The organism is Microbacterium sp. Cr-K32, from assembly GCF_000708345.1.
GTDB classification, from domain to species: domain Bacteria; phylum Actinomycetota; class Actinomycetes; order Actinomycetales; family Microbacteriaceae; genus Microbacterium; species Microbacterium maritypicum_A.
This window is the reverse complement of sequence record NZ_JARD01000027.1, coordinates 70,209-87,388: the sequence shown is the minus strand read 5'-3', so window position 1 is coordinate 87,388 and position 17,180 is coordinate 70,209. Positions and strand designations below refer to the sequence as shown.

Genomic DNA, 17,180 nt, shown 5'->3' with positions numbered 1-17,180 from the left:
TGCTGCCATTCTGGTCCATTCGACCGCCATGCGGGTTCGCTCGTGGCGGTAGTGTAGGCGTATGGGGACAGAATTGCGTCATTTGCTGGCATCCGAAGTCGACGGGGCCCGGTTCCACGCCGGAGTGTCCTTCTCCGAGCTCTCCGCGCGCTCGGGCATCGACCCCGATGCCCTGGGGAATCTGCTCGACGGCATGGAGGACTTCACGGTGGTCGACCTCGCGCGCATCGCCGGAGTCCTCGGCGTTCCGGTCACGGCACTGATTCCCGGCGCCGCGACCGAAGATTCCTGACGACGTCGGTGCGGGGCGGTAGCGTGATGCGCATGAAGACAGTGCCGTTCGGATCAGCCACCGCCCCCGCCGTGATCGCCGGCATGATGCGCATCGACGACAAGGACGACGCTCACATCCGCACGCTGTACGGCACCGCGCGGACGGCGGGCATCGACTTCTTCGACCACGCCGACATCTACGGCGGCAGCATGCACCATTGCGAGGCGCGGTTCGCCGACGCGTTGCAGCTCACCCCGTCCGAGCGTGACGAGATCGTGCTGCAGACGAAGTGCGGCATCGTGCCCTCGCAGGGGATGTTCGACTTCTCGTACGCGCACATCCTGGCGCAGGTGGAGAGTTCGCTCGCGGCGCTGCGCACGGACCGCCTCGACGTGCTCCTGCTCCACCGCCCCGACGCGCTCGTCGAGCCCGACGAGGTGGCGCGCGCGTTCGACGACCTGGAGCGCGCGGGCAAGGTCAGGGCGTTCGGCGTCTCGAACCACACGCCTCGCCAGATCGACCTCCTCCGCACGGCGGTCCGGCAGCCGCTGGTCGCGAATCAGCTGCAGCTGTCGATCACGCACGCGCCGATCATCGCGCAGCCGGTCGCAGCCAACATGGCCGGACAGGAGCAGAGCGTGGTGCGCGACGGCGGTGGCATCGTGGAGTACTGCCGCATCAACGACATCACGATCCAGGCCTGGTCGCCGTTCCAGGACGGGTTCTCCCACGGGGTGTTCCTCGGCAACCCCGAGTACGCGGAACTGAACGCCGTGATCGATCGCCTCGCAGCGGCGTACGACGTCGCGCCGATCGCCATCGCGACCGCGTGGATCACTCGCCACCCCGCCGGTATGCAGGTCGTGCTCGGTACCACCACACCCCAGCGGGTGCAGGACGCGGCGGCCGGAGCCGACATCACGCTCACGCGGCCCGAGTGGTACGAACTGTTCCGCGCCGGCGGGCATCTGCTGCCGTAGCCCGAGCGGCACGGCGCGGCGTCGTCTACCCTGAACTCATGTCGTTCTTGTTCTCGCTCCTCGTCATCGCGCTGATGATCGGTGCACTGATCGACATCATCACGCGGGACAGCTCGCTGGTGAAGTTCCTGCCGAAGCTGGCGTGGATCATCGTCGTGATCCTGCTGCCGTTGATCGGTGGCCTGCTGTGGTTCGGGCTCGGGCGTGACTACGGCGAGTCCGGCATCCAGATGCCGCGGATGCGGAGAGCCGAGCGACCCGCGACGCCGACCGATGTGCGTCCGGCGCCACCCAGGGAGACCCGCACGACGGAGCAGCAGATCGCCGACCTCGACCGTGAGATCGAGGAGTGGCGATTGCGCCAGGAGATCGAGAAGAAGCGCGGCACCGACGGCGAGGGGCCCGCCGGGGCGGCGAACGCCGGCTAAGCAGCGGGTTCGCGGTCGAACGACTCGCGGATCGCCTCTTCGAGGGTCGGGTATCGGAGCTCGAATCCGGCCGTGGTGAGCTTCTCCGGCAACACCCACCGACTCTTCAAGATCAGCTCGGTCTCGGTGCGCATGCCGATCGCTCCGAGTTCCAGCATCCACCGCGGCATCGGCACACCGATGCGCGCGCCCAGCACCCGACGCACCGTCGCCATGAATTCGACGTTGTCGACCGGGTGCGGAGATGCGGCGTTGACGGGCCCTTCGAGGGAAGGCGTCTGCTCGAGGAACTCGATGATGCGGGCCACGTCTTCGATGTGCACCCAGCTGAAGCGCTGGCGGCCGCGACGGGCGCCGGGGAAGTGGCCGGTGCCTGCGGCCCGACGCGCAGCGCTGACCGGCCATCGTCCGTCGTACTGGGGTCCGCCGAGCCCGAGCCGGGCGAGGTCTTTCACCGGACCGAGGACACCGCCGTGGCCGAGGACGATGGCGCTGCGCAGCGCGACGCGTCGCGTGGAGGGGAGGTCGTCGGCGAACAGGGCCTTCTCCCAGGCCTTGGCGACCTCGACCGAGAACCCGGTGCCGATCTCGCCGGTCGACTCGGTCATGGCACGGTCTTCCGCATGACGGTAGATGGTCGCGGTCGAGGAGTTCACCCAGAGCGCCGGCGGCGTCGAGGCGCGGGCGATCGCGGTGCGCAAGGATGTCGTCGTGTCGAGGCGTGAGCGGAAGATCTCCGCGCGATTCTCCGGTGTGTAACGACAGTTCACGCTCTTGCCGGCCAGGCCGACCACGAGGGCCGCGCCATCGACGGCGCGGTCGATCTCGACCTGGTCGCCCCAGCGGATGTCGGCGCCCGAACGGGAGATCGTGACGACTTCACGGCCCTCGGCGCGGAACCGCGGCAGCAGGAATCTGCCCATGAAACCCGTGGACCCGCCGACCACGACCCGTCCTGCGCTCATGCCATCTGCTCCGTCTCGGAATGGTGGATGCGATAAGTGAAGTCGCCTCGATACTCGTACACGCGGCCCAGCAGCGGCGCGTCGACGGTCAGCGACATGCGCTGACGGTCGAGGGCGTCGTCGAAGCGTTCGGTGAGGCGGATCACGGGGGTGACCGCACGGGGGAGGCGCACCCGAAGGCGTCCGAGACGCAGGCCGACCGCGCGACTGGTGAGGTGCAGGGCCCCGTGGTGGACGTCCACATCGAAGCAGGCGGCGAGGAGGGCGGGCTCTCCGAGCTCGTCGACCACGCGACTGTGTCGCGTGAGTGCGGCCGCGTCGCGCATGGTCCACGCGCCGTGACGAAACTGGAAGGTGCGCTCTCCGATGGCCCTCGACGCGATGGTCCGATTCTCCACGCGGAACGGCACATCGCGCTCCCATCCTGCGGCGACCACCCCGCGGCGCTCGAGCAGCCGGAGCAACGGCCACAGCCATCGCCGCGGGGTGCCGACGCGCCCGAACACCCCTTCGCCGATGCCGACGGCGCCGTCGGGGATCGCCTCGAAGTACGTGCGAAGCCGGGGATGCAGCTCATCGATGCGCTCGCCGAGCGCCCGGGCGTAGGGAGACTGCGGCACGGGCGTCACGTTTCGAGCCTAGCCCGGTCGTCGGGGTCCCGATCCGCGCCCCGTCCTGTTCAGGATGCGGGTCTCAGCAGTCGATCGAGGAGCGCGAGCGCTTCGTGCTGCGGTGCGGTCTCATCGAGCAGCCACTGCGTCTGCAAGCCGTCGGACGCCGCGACGACGAGGGCGGCGACCGCATCCGGGTCGATGTCGTCGCGGATCCGGCCGTCCTCCTGCTGGCGTCGGACGACGTCGGCGAGTCGGGCGCGGAGGCGGCTGAAGCGACCGGTGGCGAACGTGCGGGCCGCCGGGTGTCCCTCTTCGAGAGCGGTGGCGACGAGGGTCGAGTAGAGCTGGACGAGGCCGGGGATCGCGCGGTTGGTCCGCGCGGATTCGATCATCATCTCGACCGGTGTCGCATCCTCCGGGGGAGAGCCGGACTGCCGGGACGGGGCCGTGCTCTCCTCGTAGACGGCGACGAGGAGCTCTTCCAGCGAGCCGAAGTAGTGCGTGAGCGCCGCATGGGTGACCCCGACCTCGCGAGCGATCGCCCGCAGGCTCGTGCGGTCGGCGCCGCGCTCGGCGAAGACCTCGATCGCGCGATCGAGGATCTCCTGTCGTCGAGCGATCCCCTTGGCGTACGCGCCGCGTGGGCGGGGAGGATCGGCGTGATCGGACGTGTCGGGGGGCATGTGGCGAGTCTAGTCAATCAAAACTTCCGCATGGAGGTATTTGGTGATAGCGTGCCTGCACGGGACAGCGGTCCCGCCACGTCACCGATGACCGAAGGAGCACGACCGATGACGATTCGGACTTCCCTGCAGCTGTTCACGATCAAGGACGAGCTGGAGGCCGACCTCGAATCCTCCCTGGCGGCGGTCGCCGCCCGCGGATTCACCGCCGTGGAGCCCTATGACTTCGTCCGCCGCGCCGAGCCCCTCGCTGCCGCACTGTCCACCGCCGGGTTGGTCGCCCCGTCCGGCCACGCCTTCCTGGCGTCGGAGTCGTTCGTGAACCCCGACGGCAGCGGCACCACGGTGCCGGTGCCGTCGCCCGCAGAGGTCTTCGCCGCAGCGAAGGTGCTCGGCATGGACACGGTCATCGATCCGTACACCGAGCCCGCGCGCTGGGAGTCGGTCGAGCAGATCGAGCAGACCGCGCGACTGCTGAACGAGGCGGCGGAGATCGGTGCGACCGTGGGCGTGCGCGTCGGATACCACAACCACGCACACGAGCTGGAGGCCGTGTTCGACGGCGTCACCGGATTGGAGGTCCTCGCGGGCCTCCTCGACGAGCGCGTCGTGCTCGAGGTCGACCTGTACTGGGTCGCCCGCGGCGGCGTCGACCCCGTCGCGCTGCTCGAGCGTCTGGGCAGCCGCGTCGTGGCCGTGCACGCCAAGGACGGCACGCTCGACCCCGCGCTCGCCGGCGCCTACCCGCCCGCCGACCAGGTGGCCGCGGGCGAAGGATCCGTTCCGCTCGTCGAGGCCATCGCCGCGGCTCCGGCCCTCGAGCTCGCGATCGTGGAGTTCGACCACTACGAGGGCGACCTGTTCGACGCCATCGAGCGCAGCCGGGTGTACCTCGACGAGAAGGTCGCCGGCTGATGGTGGGCGCCACCCGTTCGTTCGAGGACGGCCCCGTCGGCGTCGGCATCATCGGCGCCGGGAACATCAGCGATCAGTACCTGTCGAACCTCACGACGTTCCCGGATGTGCGCGTCCTCGCGATCGGCGACCTGCTCGAGGACCGCGCGCAGGCGCAAGCCGAGAAATACGGCGTCCCGCGCTCCGGAGGCGTCGACGCGGTGCTCGCCGATCCGGAGATCGACATCGTCGTGAACCTCACGATCCCTGCCGTGCACGTCGAGGTGTCCGAGGCGATCATCGCGGCGGGCAAGCATGTCTGGACCGAGAAGCCGATCGGCGTGAGCCGTGAGGAGTCCCGCCGACTGCTGGAGAAGGCGGATGCGGCCGGTCTCCGCATCGGAGTCGCCCCCGATACCGTGCTCGGACCGGGTGTGCAGACGGCGAAGCGGGCGATCGCGCGCGGCGACATCGGCCGTCCGCTGTTCGCGCAGACCACGTTCCAGTGGTCGGGGCCGGAGATCTTCCACCCGAACCCCGCATTCCTGTACGCCAAGGGCGCGGGCCCGCTGCTCGACATGGGCCCCTACTATGTATCGGCCCTCGTGCACGTCTTCGGCCCGGTCGCCTCGGTCGCGGCACTCGGGCTGCAGGGGACGCGGACGCGGCGTGTGCAGGTCGGCGAGTTGGCCGGTCAGGAGTTCCCGGTCGAGATCCCGTCGACCCTGAGCGTGCTGATGGACTTCGAGCAGGGAAGCCAGGCGCAGAGCGTCTACAGCACCGACTCGCCCGTCATCCGGCAGGGGATCGTCGAGATCACCGGCACCGAGGGCACCATCGTGATCCCCGACCCGAACACCTTCGGCGGCGCGATCTCGATCACCCGACCGCTCACGCGTCTGTTCATCCCACCGGAGCCCGTCCAGCAGGACATCATCGACGTCGAGCAGGAGGGTGTGCTCTCCGGCCGCGGCGTGGGGCTGCTCGACATGGCACGCTCGATCGCCGCCGGTCGCCCGCACGTGGCGACGGGGGAGTTCGGCTACCACGTGCTCGACACGCTCCTGTCGATCGAGGAGGCCGCCGAATCGCGCAGCTTCGTCGAGGTCGAGAGCACGCTCGATCAGGTCGGTTCGATCGCCTCTGACTTCGACCCGTTCGAAGCGACGCTCTGATCGCAGCCGGTGGCGGCGCCGGTGGCGGCGGCGGAGGTTCGGATCACCGAGCCTTCGTCGCCACCGACCGGATCAGGGGGCAGGTTCGCGCGTGCTGATCAGGCAGCGCGTCGATCAGGCGGCGGGCTCGCGCAGACGGACGAGTCGCTCGTGCCCGGTCTCCTCCAGTTCGGCGATGTCGTCGCGCGACTTCAGGAAATCGGAGAACGAGCGGTAGCCGAGGGCCTTCTCGCTGAAGGACGGATCCATGCGGCGCATGTGCGTCTTGACCGCTGAGCTGTGCAGCCACTCGTCGGCGTCGGCCTTGTCGTGGCCGAGACGCAGCGCGCGTTCGAGCAGTTGGGTCGCCTCGCCCTGCTCGTCGAGCTTGGGCTCCTCGACCTTGGGTGCGGCCGCCTTCGACTTCGCCCGGCGCGGGGACTTCGTCTTGACCGCGTCCGCGACATCGGGCACAGCCTCGGGCGCGGGCTCCGCGACGGCCTCGGCCTTCGCGGCGACGGCGGGCGCCGCCTTCACGGGGCGGACCACACCGGGAAGCGAGTCGTAGGATTCGAACTCGTCGCACGCGGCGGCCAGCGACTTGGCTGTGGAGCCTGACACTCCGACGCCGATCACGTAGCGTCCGAGACGCTTGCACCGCTGAGCCAGCGGCACGTAGTCGCTGTCGCCCGCCACGATCACGACGTGCGTGAGGTCGGGCAACCGGAACATGTCCTCGACCGCATCGACGGCGAGGCGGATGTCGGCGCCGTTCTTGGCGTAGGCGGCTGCCGGGAACAGCTGCACGAGGTCGACGGCGCGCGCCACGAGCTGCGAACGGTACTCGGCGTTCACGGGAGACGACCAGTCGGCGTAGGCCCTCGTGAGCACCAGGGTGCCGAACGAGGCCGCGTAGTCGATGATGGCGCCGACCTCGATCATCGCGCGACTCAGTCGGTCGGTGACCTCGGGATCGTTCGGGTTCTCGCTGATCCGCTGACGGTCCTTGCCGTAGGCGTTGCGTCCGTGCACGCGGTCGTACCAGGAGATGACGATGTTGTCGAAGTCGAGGTAGACGGCCACGCGGGCATCGGTGGTCTCGGCCATGATCAGACCTCCTCACGGGGATAGCGGACGCCGATCTGCGCTCTGATCTCGTCGAGAGCGCCCATGATGGCGACGCTCTCGGCGATGGGCAGGATGTCGCCCTCGAGGATGCCGTCGCGGACGAGCCGCTCGGCGGCGAGTGCCTGGTACTGCATCCCGCGGCCCTCGACCTCGGACGTGTAGGTCTCGTGAACGGAGCCGTCGGGGAGGACGACCCGGAACGTGGTCGGGCTGTACCAGACCGCATCGATGTCGATGCGGGCGGCCGTGCCGATGATGCTCGCGACGTTGGGTCCGGCGGCGCGCGACGACGACAGACTGGTCGAGATCGCTCCGCCCTCGTGCGTCATGACGGTCGCGACCTCGGAGTCGGCTCCGGTCTCCACGAGCCGGCCGACGGCGTGGAGCGTGGTCGGTGCGCCGAGGATGTCCCAGATGAAGGAGATCGGGTAGATCCCGAGGTCGAGGAGCGCGCCGCCGCCGAGCTCGAGGGCATTGAGGCGGTGGGTGGGGTCGGAGGGCAGCAGTTGCGTGTGGTCGGCGTTCACTGCGCGGATCTCGCCGAGGACGCCGTCGGCGATGAGCTCGCGGATGCGGACCATGTGCGGCAGGTAGCGGGTCCACATCGCCTCCATGACGAGCAGGCCGCGTTCGGCCGCAAGCGCCTGCAGATCCTCCGCCTCCGCGCGGTTCAGCGTGAACGCCTTCTCGGCGAGCACGTGCTTGCCGTTCTCGAGCGCGAGCCGGGCGTTCTCGTGATGCATGGGGTGCGGCGTCGACACGTAGATGATGTCGACGTCGGGATCGGACACGAGCGCCTCGTACGAGGGGTGCGCGCGGGGGATGTCGAAGCGGGCGGCGAACGCGTCCGCCGACTCCTGCGAGCGGGACCCGACGGCCACGAGGTCGAGCCCCGCGGTTCTCAGATCGGACGCGAATGCGCCGGCGATACCGCCGGTCGCGAGGATTCCCCACCGAAGACCTGTCATGGTCTCAGCGTAGGGGGTGTGCCGGCTGTGACGGACTGTTACATCCCGTGACGCCCGGCATCGGCGCCCTGGCAGCGGAGGCTCGACGGCTCCTACCGTGACGCCATGACCGAACCCCTCATCATCGGCGCCATGGTGCGCACCCTGGGCGCGTACCCCTCGGGCTGGCGGCAGCCCGGCGCGCATCGTGATCCCGCGTCCGACGCCGACATCCTGCGGCACATCGCGCGGGAGGGGGAGGACGCCGGCCTCGACTACCTCTTCTTCGGGGACTGGCTCGCCACCGGCCCGGATCTGGAGTTCCGCGACCCATACCTGCTGGCCCGCATCGATCCCGTGAGCGCCGTGCTCTTCCTCGCGGGGGTGACCTCGCGGATCGGCCTGATCGCCACGGTCAACACCACGTACGCCGACCCGTACACGACGGCACGCTCGCTGGCGTCCCTCGACGTGCTCACCCGAGGCCGTGCCGGGATCAACCTCGTCACCGGCGCCGAGCCGCGTGCAGCGGGCAACCACGGCCGCGAGGAGCACGCCGACAACGAGTCCCGCTACGACCGGGCGGAGGAGTTCGTCGAGGCACTGCGCCGACTGTGGGACTCGTGGGGCGAGGACGCCTGGATCGCCGACGCCGACCGCGGGGTGCTGATCGACCCGGAGGCACTCCGCGCCGCCGACCTGCGGGGAACGCAGGTGCGCGTCACGGGACCGCTCAACGTCGCCCGCCCGCCGCAGGGACAGATCCCGATCGTGCACGCGGGGACGTCGCCGCGCTCGAGGGCGCTCGCGGCCACCGAAGCCGATCTCGCGCTGACGGCCGCGCCCACGCTGGCCGATGCGATCGCGACCCGTCGACTGCTGCGTGACATCGCGGCGGAATCCGGACGATCGCCGGATGCGCTGAAGGTGATCGCCCCGGTGCTTCCCGTCGTCGCGGACACGGATGCCGACGCGCGACGCATCGTGGAGCGGCTGCTCGCCCTGGTGCCGCTGGCCGAGGGGCACCAGGCGGCCAGAACGGCGTTCCCGTCGAATCGCACCGTCGCCGCGCTCGCCGATGCATTCGACGTCCCGCTCGACGACCCGCTGCGCACCTCGACCTTCGACGCGCCCGTGACCTCTGCGGAGGCCCTGCGGCTGGGAGAGCGCGGCGCCGCGCTGATCGAGCGCCTCGGCATCATCGCCGGGCTGCGCGTCTCCGCATCGAAGGTCTCGGGATCGGGCATCGGGAACGGCGATCCGCTCACATGGCGGCACCTGGTCGCCGCGCATGCGGTGCCGGCGGCGTTCGTCGTGGGAGACGCGGCGACGATCGCCGACCATTTCGAGACCTGGCGTGAGGAGGGCGCCGCGGACGGGTTCAACGTGCTGTCGGCGTTCCAGCCCGCGCAGTTCGAGGCTTTCACGCGACAGGCGGCTCCCGAGCTGCGCCGTCGCGGCCTGCTGCGAGACGCGCAGGAGAGCACCCGAGCGACCCTCCGCGACCGTCTGCGCATTTCCTCGTATGTCGACGCGTGACCACGCGTGTCGCCACGCGACATCCGGAGTCGGCCACCTCGCGCCGGAGGAACCGCGATTCCTACGGTGAAGTCACCTCACCACAGCACCCGAAGCACCGCACAGCACCCGAAGCACCGCACCCGAATCCTGGAGGCCCACCCATGAACCGTCGTCTCATCCGCGCCGCGGCCATCGCGCTGCCGCTCGTCCTCGCGGGCAGCCTCGCCGCCTGCGCGTCGACGCCCGCACCGGCGAACTCGCCTGCCGAAGGCGGCGACCCCGTCACGGGAGGAACGCTCACCTACCTCGAGCACCAGGCGTACACGAACCTCTACCCGCCGCAGGCCGGCTTCTACCCGAACGGCGGCATCGTGAACAACATCGCGGCCCGTCTCACCTGGCAGAATCCGGAAACGCTCGAGATCGAGCCCTGGATCGCCTCCGACTGGACCGTGAACGACGACGCCACCGAGTACACGTTCAACCTGAACCCCGACGTCACGTTCTCGGACGGCACGGTGCTCGACGCCGCGGCCGTGAAGAAGAACTTCGACACCTACGGGCTGGGCGATGCCGAGCGGGGACTCACTGTCTCCGAGGCGATCAACAACTACGCCAGCAGTGAGGTGGTCGACGAGGACACCGTCACATTCCATTTCTCGGCGCCGTCGCCCGGGTTCCTGCAGGCGACCTCGACGATCAACTCGGGCCTCCTGTCGCCTACGACCCTCGACGGCACGATCGAGGACTTCGGTGCGGGCAACGCGGCCGAGATCATCGGCTCGGGGCCGTTCACCGTCACGGGAGAGAAGCTCGGCACCGAGTACACGCTCACCGCCCGCGACGACTACGACTGGGGCCCCGACAGCGTCGACAACGACGGCCGCCCCTACCTGGATGCCGTGCACGTGCTGATCACGCCGGAGGACTCGGTGCGCATCGGCTCGCTGCTCGCCGGCCAGGCCGACTACGTCCGCTACGTGCAGGCGTTCGACGAGGACCGCGTCGAGGCGGCCGGCTTCACGCTCTACGCCCCGCAGACCCGCGGGGTGAACAACTCGATCGCCCTCCGCCCCGAGAACCCGCTGCTCTCCGACATCCGCGTCCGGCAGGCGATCATCTCCGCCGTGGATGCGCAGGAGGTCGTGGACACGCTCTTCACCGAGAACTACCCGGTGGCGACCTCGGTGCTGTCCTCTCAGGCCCTCGGCTACAAGGACGAATCAGAGCACTACGGGTACGACCCGAAGAAGGCCGAGAAGCTGCTCGACGAGGCCGGATGGAAGCCCGGTGCCGACGGCATCCGCGAGAAGGACGGAGAGCGTCTCGCGATCACGGTCTACGAGGCGAAGCCCCAGCCCCTGTCGAAGCAGACCCTCGAACTCGTCGCGCAGCAGCTGGCGAAGGTGGGTGTCGAGCTCTCGGTCAAGCCCGGCGACGCCGGCAGCTACGCCGAAGACACCCGTGACCCGCTGAAGACCGGCTTCTACCACTCGATGGTCGGCCGGGCGGATCTCGACGTGATCAAGAGCCAGTACTTCACGAAGAACCGCGACGTGCTCATCTCGAAGGATGCGAAGCTCGACGAGCTGCTCCTCGCGGTGGCCTCCGAGCCCGACGCCGACAAGCGCGTCGCTGCGTCGCAGGCCGTGCAGGACTACATCGCCGAGCAGGCCTACGTCATCCCGCTGTTCGAGGAGCCGCAGGTGTACGGCACGGCGACATATGTGCACGGCGTCGCGTTCGAGTCGGTGGGGCGCCCGACGTTCTCCGGCGTCTGGCTCTCCGAGCACTGATCGGCATGGTGCGTCGATGAATTTCGTCCTCCGACGAGCCGGGCAGGCCGCGATCGTTCTGATCGCGGCCTTCACGGCCACCTTCTTCCTGCTGCAGCTGTTGCCGGGCGATGCGATCCTGATCAAGTTCTCCGACCCCAGCCTCGGGCTGTCGCCGGATCAGCTCGACAGCATCCGCGCCACGTACGGTGCCGACCTGCCCTGGTGGCAGCAGTACGTGCACGCAGGGCTCGGCTTCCTCGCCGGGGACTTCGGATTCTCGACGCAGTTCGGCACGCCGGTGCTGGCGATGCTCGCCGAGGCGCTGCCGGCGACACTGCTGCTCGCGTCGCTCGGACTCCTCGTCGCGCTGCTGCTGGCGGTCCTGATCGCGGGGCTCTCGTCCCTCGCGCCGTTCGCCTGGCTGCGTGATGGTCTGCGCCAGATCCCCGGACTCTTCGTCGCCGTGCCGGTGTTCTGGCTGGGCATCCTGCTCATCCAGGTGTTCTCTTTCGGACTCGGCTGGGTGCCGATCGTCGGGGCCGACCCGGCGAGCGGGCTCATCCTCCCCGTGCTGACCCTCGCGGTGCCGATCTCGGCGCCCTTGGCGCAGGTGCTGGTCCGGGCGATCGATCAGGTGCAGGCGCAGCCGTTCGTCACGGTGGTGCGCGCGAAGGGCGCGCCGCCGCTCTGGGTGCTCACGCGTTCGGTCGCCCGCAACGCCGCGGTGCCGACGTTGACCATCGCCGGCGTGCTGTTCGGAGAGCTCGTCGGGGGAGCGGTCGTGACCGAGACCGTGTTCGGTCGCACGGGAGTGGGCAGGCTCACGGAGCAGGCCGTCGCGAACCAGGACATCCCGGTGCTGCAGGGCGTCGTGCTGCTCTCGGCTCTCGGTTTCGTGGTCATCAGCTTCGCGGTCGACCTCGTCACCCCGCTCATCGACCCGCGCCAGCGGACGCTCACGCGCTCCCGCCCATCCGCCGCGTTCGCCCCCTCGAAGCCCGCACCCCAGGAGGTGTCAGCATGACCGCTCCCGTGATCGCCGAGACGAGCGTCGAGCCCGGAGCCGTGCCGGCACCGACCCCTCAGGAGCAAGCGCCGGCACCTCGGCGGCGTGGTCGTCTGCACGGCCGCGCCTGGGGCCTGTATCTGGCGCTCGCCGTCGTGGCGCTCGCCGTGCTCTGGGCAGTCGTCCCCGGGGTGTTCGCCCCCGGCGACCCGCTCACCGGCGTACCGGCCGACAAGCTGCTGCCGCCGAGCGCCGCCCACTGGTTCGGAACCGACACCCTCGGACGCGACCTGTTCGGACGCGTCGTCCATGGCGCGGTGCATTCGCTCTCCGGCGCGCTGATCGCGGTCACGGTCGGCCTCGCGCTCGGCACGGTGCTGGGCGCGATCGCCGGGGCCGTGGGCGGTGTGGTCGATGACGTGCTCATGCGCGTCGTCGACGTGCTCCTCGCGATCCCCGGGCTCCTGCTGTCGCTGTCGGTCATCATCCTGCTCGGATTCGGCACCGTCAATGCCGCCATCGCGGTCGGTCTCGGCAGCGTCGCCGCCTTCGCCCGGCTGATGCGCGCCGAGGTCGCCCGCGTGCGGCGCACCGAGTACGTCGAGGCGGCCTTCGGCAGCGGCGCCACCTTCTTCGCGGTGCTGCGTCGGCATGTGCTGCCCAATTCGCTCACACCCATCGTGGCGCTCGCTGCGCTGCAGTTCGGCACCGCGATCCTGGCGATCTCGACTCTCGGTTTCCTCGGCTACGGCGCCCCGCCGCCCACCCCGGAATGGGGGCTGCTGATCGCCGAAGGACGCAACTACGTGGGGACCGCCTGGTGGCTCACGGCACTTCCCGGTCTCGTCGTCGTCGCGGTCGTTCTCAGCGCCAACCGCATCAGCCACCGCATCGGAGGGGGGACGCGATGAGCGTTCTGGCTGCGACGGATCTGCGGATCTCCTACGGGGGTCGCGAAGTCGTGCACGGCATCTCGTTCGAGATCGAGGAGGGCGAGACCCTCGCGCTCGTCGGCGAGTCGGGATCGGGCAAGTCCACGACCGCTCATGCGCTCCTCGGTCTGCTTCCGGCCGGCGGGAAGGTCGATGGCGGGACCGTGGCACTCGGAGACCTCGACATCTCCGGATGGACCGATCGCGCGCTGCGGGGCATCCGCGGCGCGGAGATCGGCCTCGTGCCGCAGGACCCCACGACCTCGCTCGATCCGGTGCGTCCGATCGGCGCGCAGGTCGAGGAGATCCTGCGCCTGCACGGACACCGGGACCGGCGTTCGCGTCGCGCGCGTGCGATCGAGCTGCTCGACCGCGTCGGCATCGACGATCCGGACCTGCGGGCGCGCCAGTACCCGCACGAGCTCTCCGGCGGTATGCGGCAGCGCGTGCTGATCGCGACCGCGATCGCCCTGCAGCCGCGCCTGCTGATCGCGGACGAACCGACCAGCGCCCTCGATGCCACCGTGCAGCGCAAGGTGCTCGACCTGCTCGACGAGCTGCAACGTGAGGAGGGCACCAGCATCCTGCTCGTGACCCACGACCTCGGTGTGGCCGCCGATCGCGCGGAAAGGCTGGTCGTGCTCAAAGACGGCCGGATCGTGGAGCAGGGCCCGAGCGCAGTGGTGCTCGCTGCGCCGTCCGACCCGTACACGCGGCAGCTGCTCGCCGATGCTCCTGCATTCACGACCGGATTCCGCCGCCCGGAGGCGCCGCCGTTCCTGCGGGACGCGGCGGCCGTCGCCGCGGAGAACCCCTATGCGATCGTGGCCGAGGGGCTCGTGAAGGAGTTCCGCGTCGCGGGGCGCGAGCGCTTCCGCGCGGTCGACGACGTCTCGTTCCGTGTGCGTCGGGGCACCACTCACGCTCTCGTCGGGGAGTCCGGGTCAGGCAAGACGACCACGGCGCGGCTGGTCACGCGCTTCCATCAGCCCGACGCCGGCACGATCGAGGTCGACGGCGAAGACGTGACCCACGCGAAGCGCGAACAGCTGCGCGCGCTGCGCCGACGCGTGCAACTCGTCTACCAGAACCCGTTCGCCTCGTTGGATCCTCGTCAGCACATCATCGACATCGTGGCGGAGCCGCTGCAGAACTTCCGCGTCGGATCGAGCGCCGAGCGCCGAGAGCGGGCGCTGGCCCTCCTCGACCGGGTCTCGCTCCCGGCCGACGTCGCGAGGCGCACTCCGCGCGAGCTCTCGGGTGGCCAGCGACAGCGCGTCGCGATCGCCAGGGCGCTCGCGATCGATCCGGAGGTCGTGGTGCTCGACGAGGCGGTGTCGGCACTGGACGTGACCGTGCAGGCGCGCATCCTCGAGCTGCTCACCTCGCTGCAGTCCGAGCTCGGGCTCACGTACCTGTTCATCTCGCACGACCTCGCGGTGGTGCGCAGGATCAGCCACACGGTCTCGGTGATGCGTCGTGGCCGGATCGTCGAGGAAGGACAGACGGAGGAACTCTTCCGCGACCCGCAGCACGACTACACCCGGGAGCTGCTCGCCGCTGTCCCCGGACGAACGGAGACCGTCGTATGACCACCGCACCCACCGTCGCCTTCTTCACCCGCCTGCTCGACGACGCTGCACCTGTCGAGAGGTATGCGCTCGCGACCGCGCAGATCCAGCAGGCCGAGCGGCACGGGATCGGGCGGGCCTGGGTCGCCCAACACCACTTCCACGCGGCCGAGGGCGGGCTGCCGTCCCCTCTGGTGTTCCTCGCCCACGTGGCCGCCGTGACCCGCGGCATCCGGCTCGGAACCGGGGTCATCACCCTGCCGCTGGAGGATCCGGTGCGGGTGGCCGAAGATGCCGTGGTCGCTGATCTGCTCTCCGGGGGGCGCGTGGATCTGGGACTCGGCAGCGGGGGGACACCGTCGTCGTTCGTGCCCTTCGGGGAGGACGTACGCGACAAGGCACCGACCTACGACCGCAAGCTGCGCACGCTGCTCGACGGGCTGGCGGGTCGCGACATCGGGGCGGGCAACACGCTCTACCCGGATGCCGGAGATCTCGCCGACCGCATCTGGCAGGCCACCTTCTCGGCGCCCGGTGGGCACCGCGCCGGGGTGCACGGGCACGGACTGCTGCTCTCGCGCACGCAGCCTCGCCGCGCCGACCGGCTGCACGCACCGCTCTCCGAACTGCAGGATCCGATCATCGACGCGTACCTCGAGTCGCTTCCGGCCGGGGTGGAGCCGAGGATCACCGCGTCGCGGACGGTGTTCGTCGCGGACGACCGCGCCGATGCACTGCGGTTCGCCGAGGTCGGGCTGCGCCGGGCGGCGGAGGGCTTCCGCCGACAGGGGCAGACCATCCCCGGAGACAGCATCGACGAGTTGATCGCCGCTCTCGACACGCACCTGGGCACGCCCGAGGAGGTGGCGGAGTCGCTCGCCGCCGACACCACCCTCGCCCGCGCGACCGAGGTGGCCTTCCAGGTGCACTCGGTCGACGCCCCGCACGAGCACGTGCTGCGATCCATCGCCCTCTTCGCCGATGAGGTCGCGCCGGCCCTCGGCTACGCACTCAGCCCTTCCGCCCCAGACACCCTCACCATCAAGGAGAACGCATGACCGACGACATCGTGGACCGGATCGTGGAGGTGACGCCGGAGGTGGATGCGCTGCGCCGTCGCCGGCCGGTCACCCGAGAGCAGTTGCAGGCGAGCTTCGACGCACTCTTCCGACCGGTCACGGTCGAACACGTCTCGCAGGCGGAGCGCGAGCTCGTCGCCGCCTTCGCGACGGGGCTCGCCGGAGCGGATGACGCGACCGCGGTGTTCTATGCCGACCGCGCACAGGACGCGGATCCGGAGACCGCGAGCGTCGTGCTCACCGAGGCCGACGGCGCGGCCGTCAGCGGACCCTTCGGCGTGTACACCGAACTGGGTCTGCAGGAGGAGAACACGGAGGGGGAGCGGTACGTCCCCTCCGACGCGGTCACCGCGGTCATCGGTGAGCGCCTCGCCGCCGCCCTCGCACACACGCACTTGCTCGTGTTCCGGCCCCGCGAGGCCTCGGGAGCCGACCTCGGGCGGCTGCTCGACGCCGGGTGGTCGACCGACGGGATCGTGACGCTGTCGCAGCTGGTGTCGTTCCTCGCCTTCCAGCAGCGCGTCGTCACCGGACTCCGCGTGCTCGGGGCCGCGGGGCTGGCGACCGCTCCCGATACCGCCGTCTCCGAGGAAGAGGAAGCCGCATGACCATCGAACAGACCGTGCTCCGGCACGACGACGCTCCGCACCCGCACGCCTTCACCCGCGGGGAGGTCGGCTGGGTCCCGCACCTGGACCCCCTCGCGGAAGACGAGCTGACTGAGCGGCACTACGAGGGTCTCGTCGACGCCGCACGGGCGAAGAACGACTACTTCCGACTGCTCGCCCGCGACCCCGAGGTGCTCAGGGCGCGGACCCTCGTCGACAAGGACATCTTCTACAACGCGGCCGAGGGGCTCCCGCGTGCCGACCGCGAGCTGGCGGCCACTGCGGCATCCCGCCGCAACGGCTGCGTGTTCTGCGCGTCGGTGCACTCGCGGTTCGCCGCACACCACAGCAAGCGCGTCGACGACGTCGACCTGCTGCTCGACGAGGGCGTCGATGCGGACCTGGGCGAGCGGTGGAACGCGATCGTCGCGGTATCCGTCGCGCTCACCGATACCCCCAGCGCATTCGGCGAGGAGGGGATCGGGCGGCTGCGCGCGGCAGGGCTCGACGATCTGGAGGTCGCCGACGTGATCCACGGTGCCGCGTTCTTCAACTGGGCGAACCGGCTGATGCTGTCGATCGGACGGCCGGTGGCGCCGGCCTGACCCGGAGCCCTGC

18 protein-coding genes are annotated in these 17,180 nt (G+C 70.0%); 13 read left to right on the top strand and 5 right to left on the bottom strand.

Annotation, left to right across the window (positions count from 1 at the left end; genetic code table 11):
- Positions 1-82: 82 nt before the first annotated feature.
- From GZ64_RS0113695 to GZ64_RS0113685, 3 genes are read left to right on the top strand one after another with little or no spacing between them, the layout of a single operon-like run.
- Positions 83-292 carry a helix-turn-helix domain-containing protein gene (locus GZ64_RS0113695; RefSeq protein WP_021199944.1) on the top strand — a complete coding sequence of 70 codons (210 nt, stop codon included), beginning with the start codon at positions 83-85 and terminating at the stop codon, positions 290-292.
- Positions 293-324: 32 nt separating this feature from the next.
- Positions 325-1,254, top strand: coding sequence for an aldo/keto reductase (locus GZ64_RS0113690; RefSeq protein ID WP_081859765.1), 930 nt, complete (start codon positions 325-327; stop codon positions 1,252-1,254).
- Between the two features lie 38 nt (positions 1,255-1,292).
- Positions 1,293-1,682, top strand: coding sequence for a PLDc N-terminal domain-containing protein (locus GZ64_RS0113685; RefSeq protein WP_029259580.1), 390 nt, complete (start codon positions 1,293-1,295; stop codon positions 1,680-1,682).
- On the opposite strand, the gene GZ64_RS0113680 is transcribed toward GZ64_RS0113685, so the two are convergent.
- From GZ64_RS0113680 to GZ64_RS0113670, 3 genes are read right to left on the bottom strand one after another with little or no spacing between them, the layout of a single operon-like run.
- On the bottom strand, positions 1,679-2,647 hold the full coding sequence (locus tag GZ64_RS0113680; RefSeq protein ID WP_029267117.1) for an epimerase: 969 nt from the start codon (positions 2,645-2,647) through the stop codon (positions 1,679-1,681). The genes GZ64_RS0113685 and GZ64_RS0113680 overlap by 4 nt on opposite strands.
- Positions 2,644-3,276 (bottom strand): DUF4166 domain-containing protein, encoded by a 633-nt coding sequence (locus GZ64_RS0113675; protein WP_029267115.1) that lies wholly within the window; start codon positions 3,274-3,276, stop codon positions 2,644-2,646. The genes GZ64_RS0113680 and GZ64_RS0113675 overlap by 4 nt, the downstream gene beginning before the upstream one ends.
- A gap of 50 nt (positions 3,277-3,326) precedes the next feature.
- Positions 3,327-3,944 (bottom strand): TetR/AcrR family transcriptional regulator, encoded by a 618-nt coding sequence (locus tag GZ64_RS0113670; protein WP_021199939.1) that lies wholly within the window; start codon positions 3,942-3,944, stop codon positions 3,327-3,329.
- A gap of 108 nt (positions 3,945-4,052) precedes the next feature.
- On the opposite strand from GZ64_RS0113670, the gene GZ64_RS0113665 reads away from it, so the two are divergent.
- Together GZ64_RS0113665 and GZ64_RS0113660 are read left to right on the top strand one after the other, a co-directional pair.
- Positions 4,053-4,859, top strand: coding sequence for a sugar phosphate isomerase/epimerase family protein (locus GZ64_RS0113665; RefSeq protein ID WP_021199938.1), 807 nt, complete (start codon positions 4,053-4,055; stop codon positions 4,857-4,859).
- Positions 4,859-6,013: a Gfo/Idh/MocA family protein gene (locus tag GZ64_RS0113660; protein WP_029267113.1), complete on the top strand. Its 1,155-nt coding sequence runs from the start codon at positions 4,859-4,861 to the stop codon at positions 6,011-6,013. The genes GZ64_RS0113665 and GZ64_RS0113660 overlap by 1 nt, the downstream gene beginning before the upstream one ends.
- A gap of 114 nt (positions 6,014-6,127) precedes the next feature.
- Here the strand turns inward: GZ64_RS0113660 and GZ64_RS0113655 are convergent, their stop codons facing one another.
- Together GZ64_RS0113655 and GZ64_RS0113650 are read right to left on the bottom strand one after the other, a co-directional pair.
- Positions 6,128-7,099 carry an NYN domain-containing protein gene (locus GZ64_RS0113655; RefSeq protein ID WP_029267112.1) on the bottom strand — a complete coding sequence of 324 codons (972 nt, stop codon included), beginning with the start codon at positions 7,097-7,099 and terminating at the stop codon, positions 6,128-6,130.
- A 2-nt stretch (positions 7,100-7,101) separates the two neighbouring features.
- Complete coding sequence (locus GZ64_RS0113650; RefSeq protein WP_029267111.1) at positions 7,102-8,088, bottom strand: Gfo/Idh/MocA family protein; 987 nt, start codon at positions 8,086-8,088, stop codon at positions 7,102-7,104.
- Between the two features lie 105 nt (positions 8,089-8,193).
- On the opposite strand from GZ64_RS0113650, the gene GZ64_RS0113645 reads away from it, so the two are divergent.
- The 8 genes from GZ64_RS0113645 (at position 8,194) to GZ64_RS0113610 (ending at position 17,167) form a co-directional block, all read left to right on the top strand.
- Positions 8,194-9,606 carry an NtaA/DmoA family FMN-dependent monooxygenase gene (locus GZ64_RS0113645; RefSeq protein ID WP_029267109.1) on the top strand — a complete coding sequence of 471 codons (1,413 nt, stop codon included), beginning with the start codon at positions 8,194-8,196 and terminating at the stop codon, positions 9,604-9,606.
- 143 nt (positions 9,607-9,749) lie between these two features.
- Positions 9,750-11,384, top strand: coding sequence for a TIGR04028 family ABC transporter substrate-binding protein (locus GZ64_RS0113640; protein WP_029267108.1), 1,635 nt, complete (start codon positions 9,750-9,752; stop codon positions 11,382-11,384).
- Positions 11,385-11,400: 16 nt separating this feature from the next.
- The gene (locus GZ64_RS0113635) at positions 11,401-12,390 is read left to right on the top strand and encodes an ABC transporter permease (protein ID WP_029267107.1); all 990 of its coding nucleotides are present in this window, start codon (positions 11,401-11,403) and stop codon (positions 12,388-12,390) included.
- Positions 12,387-13,283, top strand: a complete 897-nt coding sequence (locus GZ64_RS0113630) for an ABC transporter permease (RefSeq protein ID WP_029267106.1) — start codon at positions 12,387-12,389, stop codon at positions 13,281-13,283. Before GZ64_RS0113635 ends, GZ64_RS0113630 begins: the two co-directional genes overlap by 4 nt.
- Positions 13,280-14,896: a dipeptide ABC transporter ATP-binding protein gene (locus tag GZ64_RS0113625; RefSeq protein ID WP_029267105.1), complete on the top strand. Its 1,617-nt coding sequence runs from the start codon at positions 13,280-13,282 to the stop codon at positions 14,894-14,896. Before GZ64_RS0113630 ends, GZ64_RS0113625 begins: the two co-directional genes overlap by 4 nt.
- Positions 14,893-15,933 carry a putative FMN-dependent luciferase-like monooxygenase gene (locus tag GZ64_RS0113620; RefSeq protein ID WP_029267103.1) on the top strand — a complete coding sequence of 347 codons (1,041 nt, stop codon included), beginning with the start codon at positions 14,893-14,895 and terminating at the stop codon, positions 15,931-15,933. Before GZ64_RS0113625 ends, GZ64_RS0113620 begins: the two co-directional genes overlap by 4 nt.
- On the top strand, positions 15,930-16,562 hold the full coding sequence (locus GZ64_RS0113615; protein ID WP_029267101.1) for a CMD domain protein: 633 nt from the start codon (positions 15,930-15,932) through the stop codon (positions 16,560-16,562). The genes GZ64_RS0113620 and GZ64_RS0113615 overlap by 4 nt, the downstream gene beginning before the upstream one ends.
- Positions 16,559-17,167 carry an alkylhydroperoxidase domain protein gene (locus GZ64_RS0113610; RefSeq protein ID WP_029267100.1) on the top strand — a complete coding sequence of 203 codons (609 nt, stop codon included), beginning with the start codon at positions 16,559-16,561 and terminating at the stop codon, positions 17,165-17,167. The genes GZ64_RS0113615 and GZ64_RS0113610 overlap by 4 nt, the downstream gene beginning before the upstream one ends.
- Positions 17,168-17,180 lie beyond the last annotated feature (13 nt).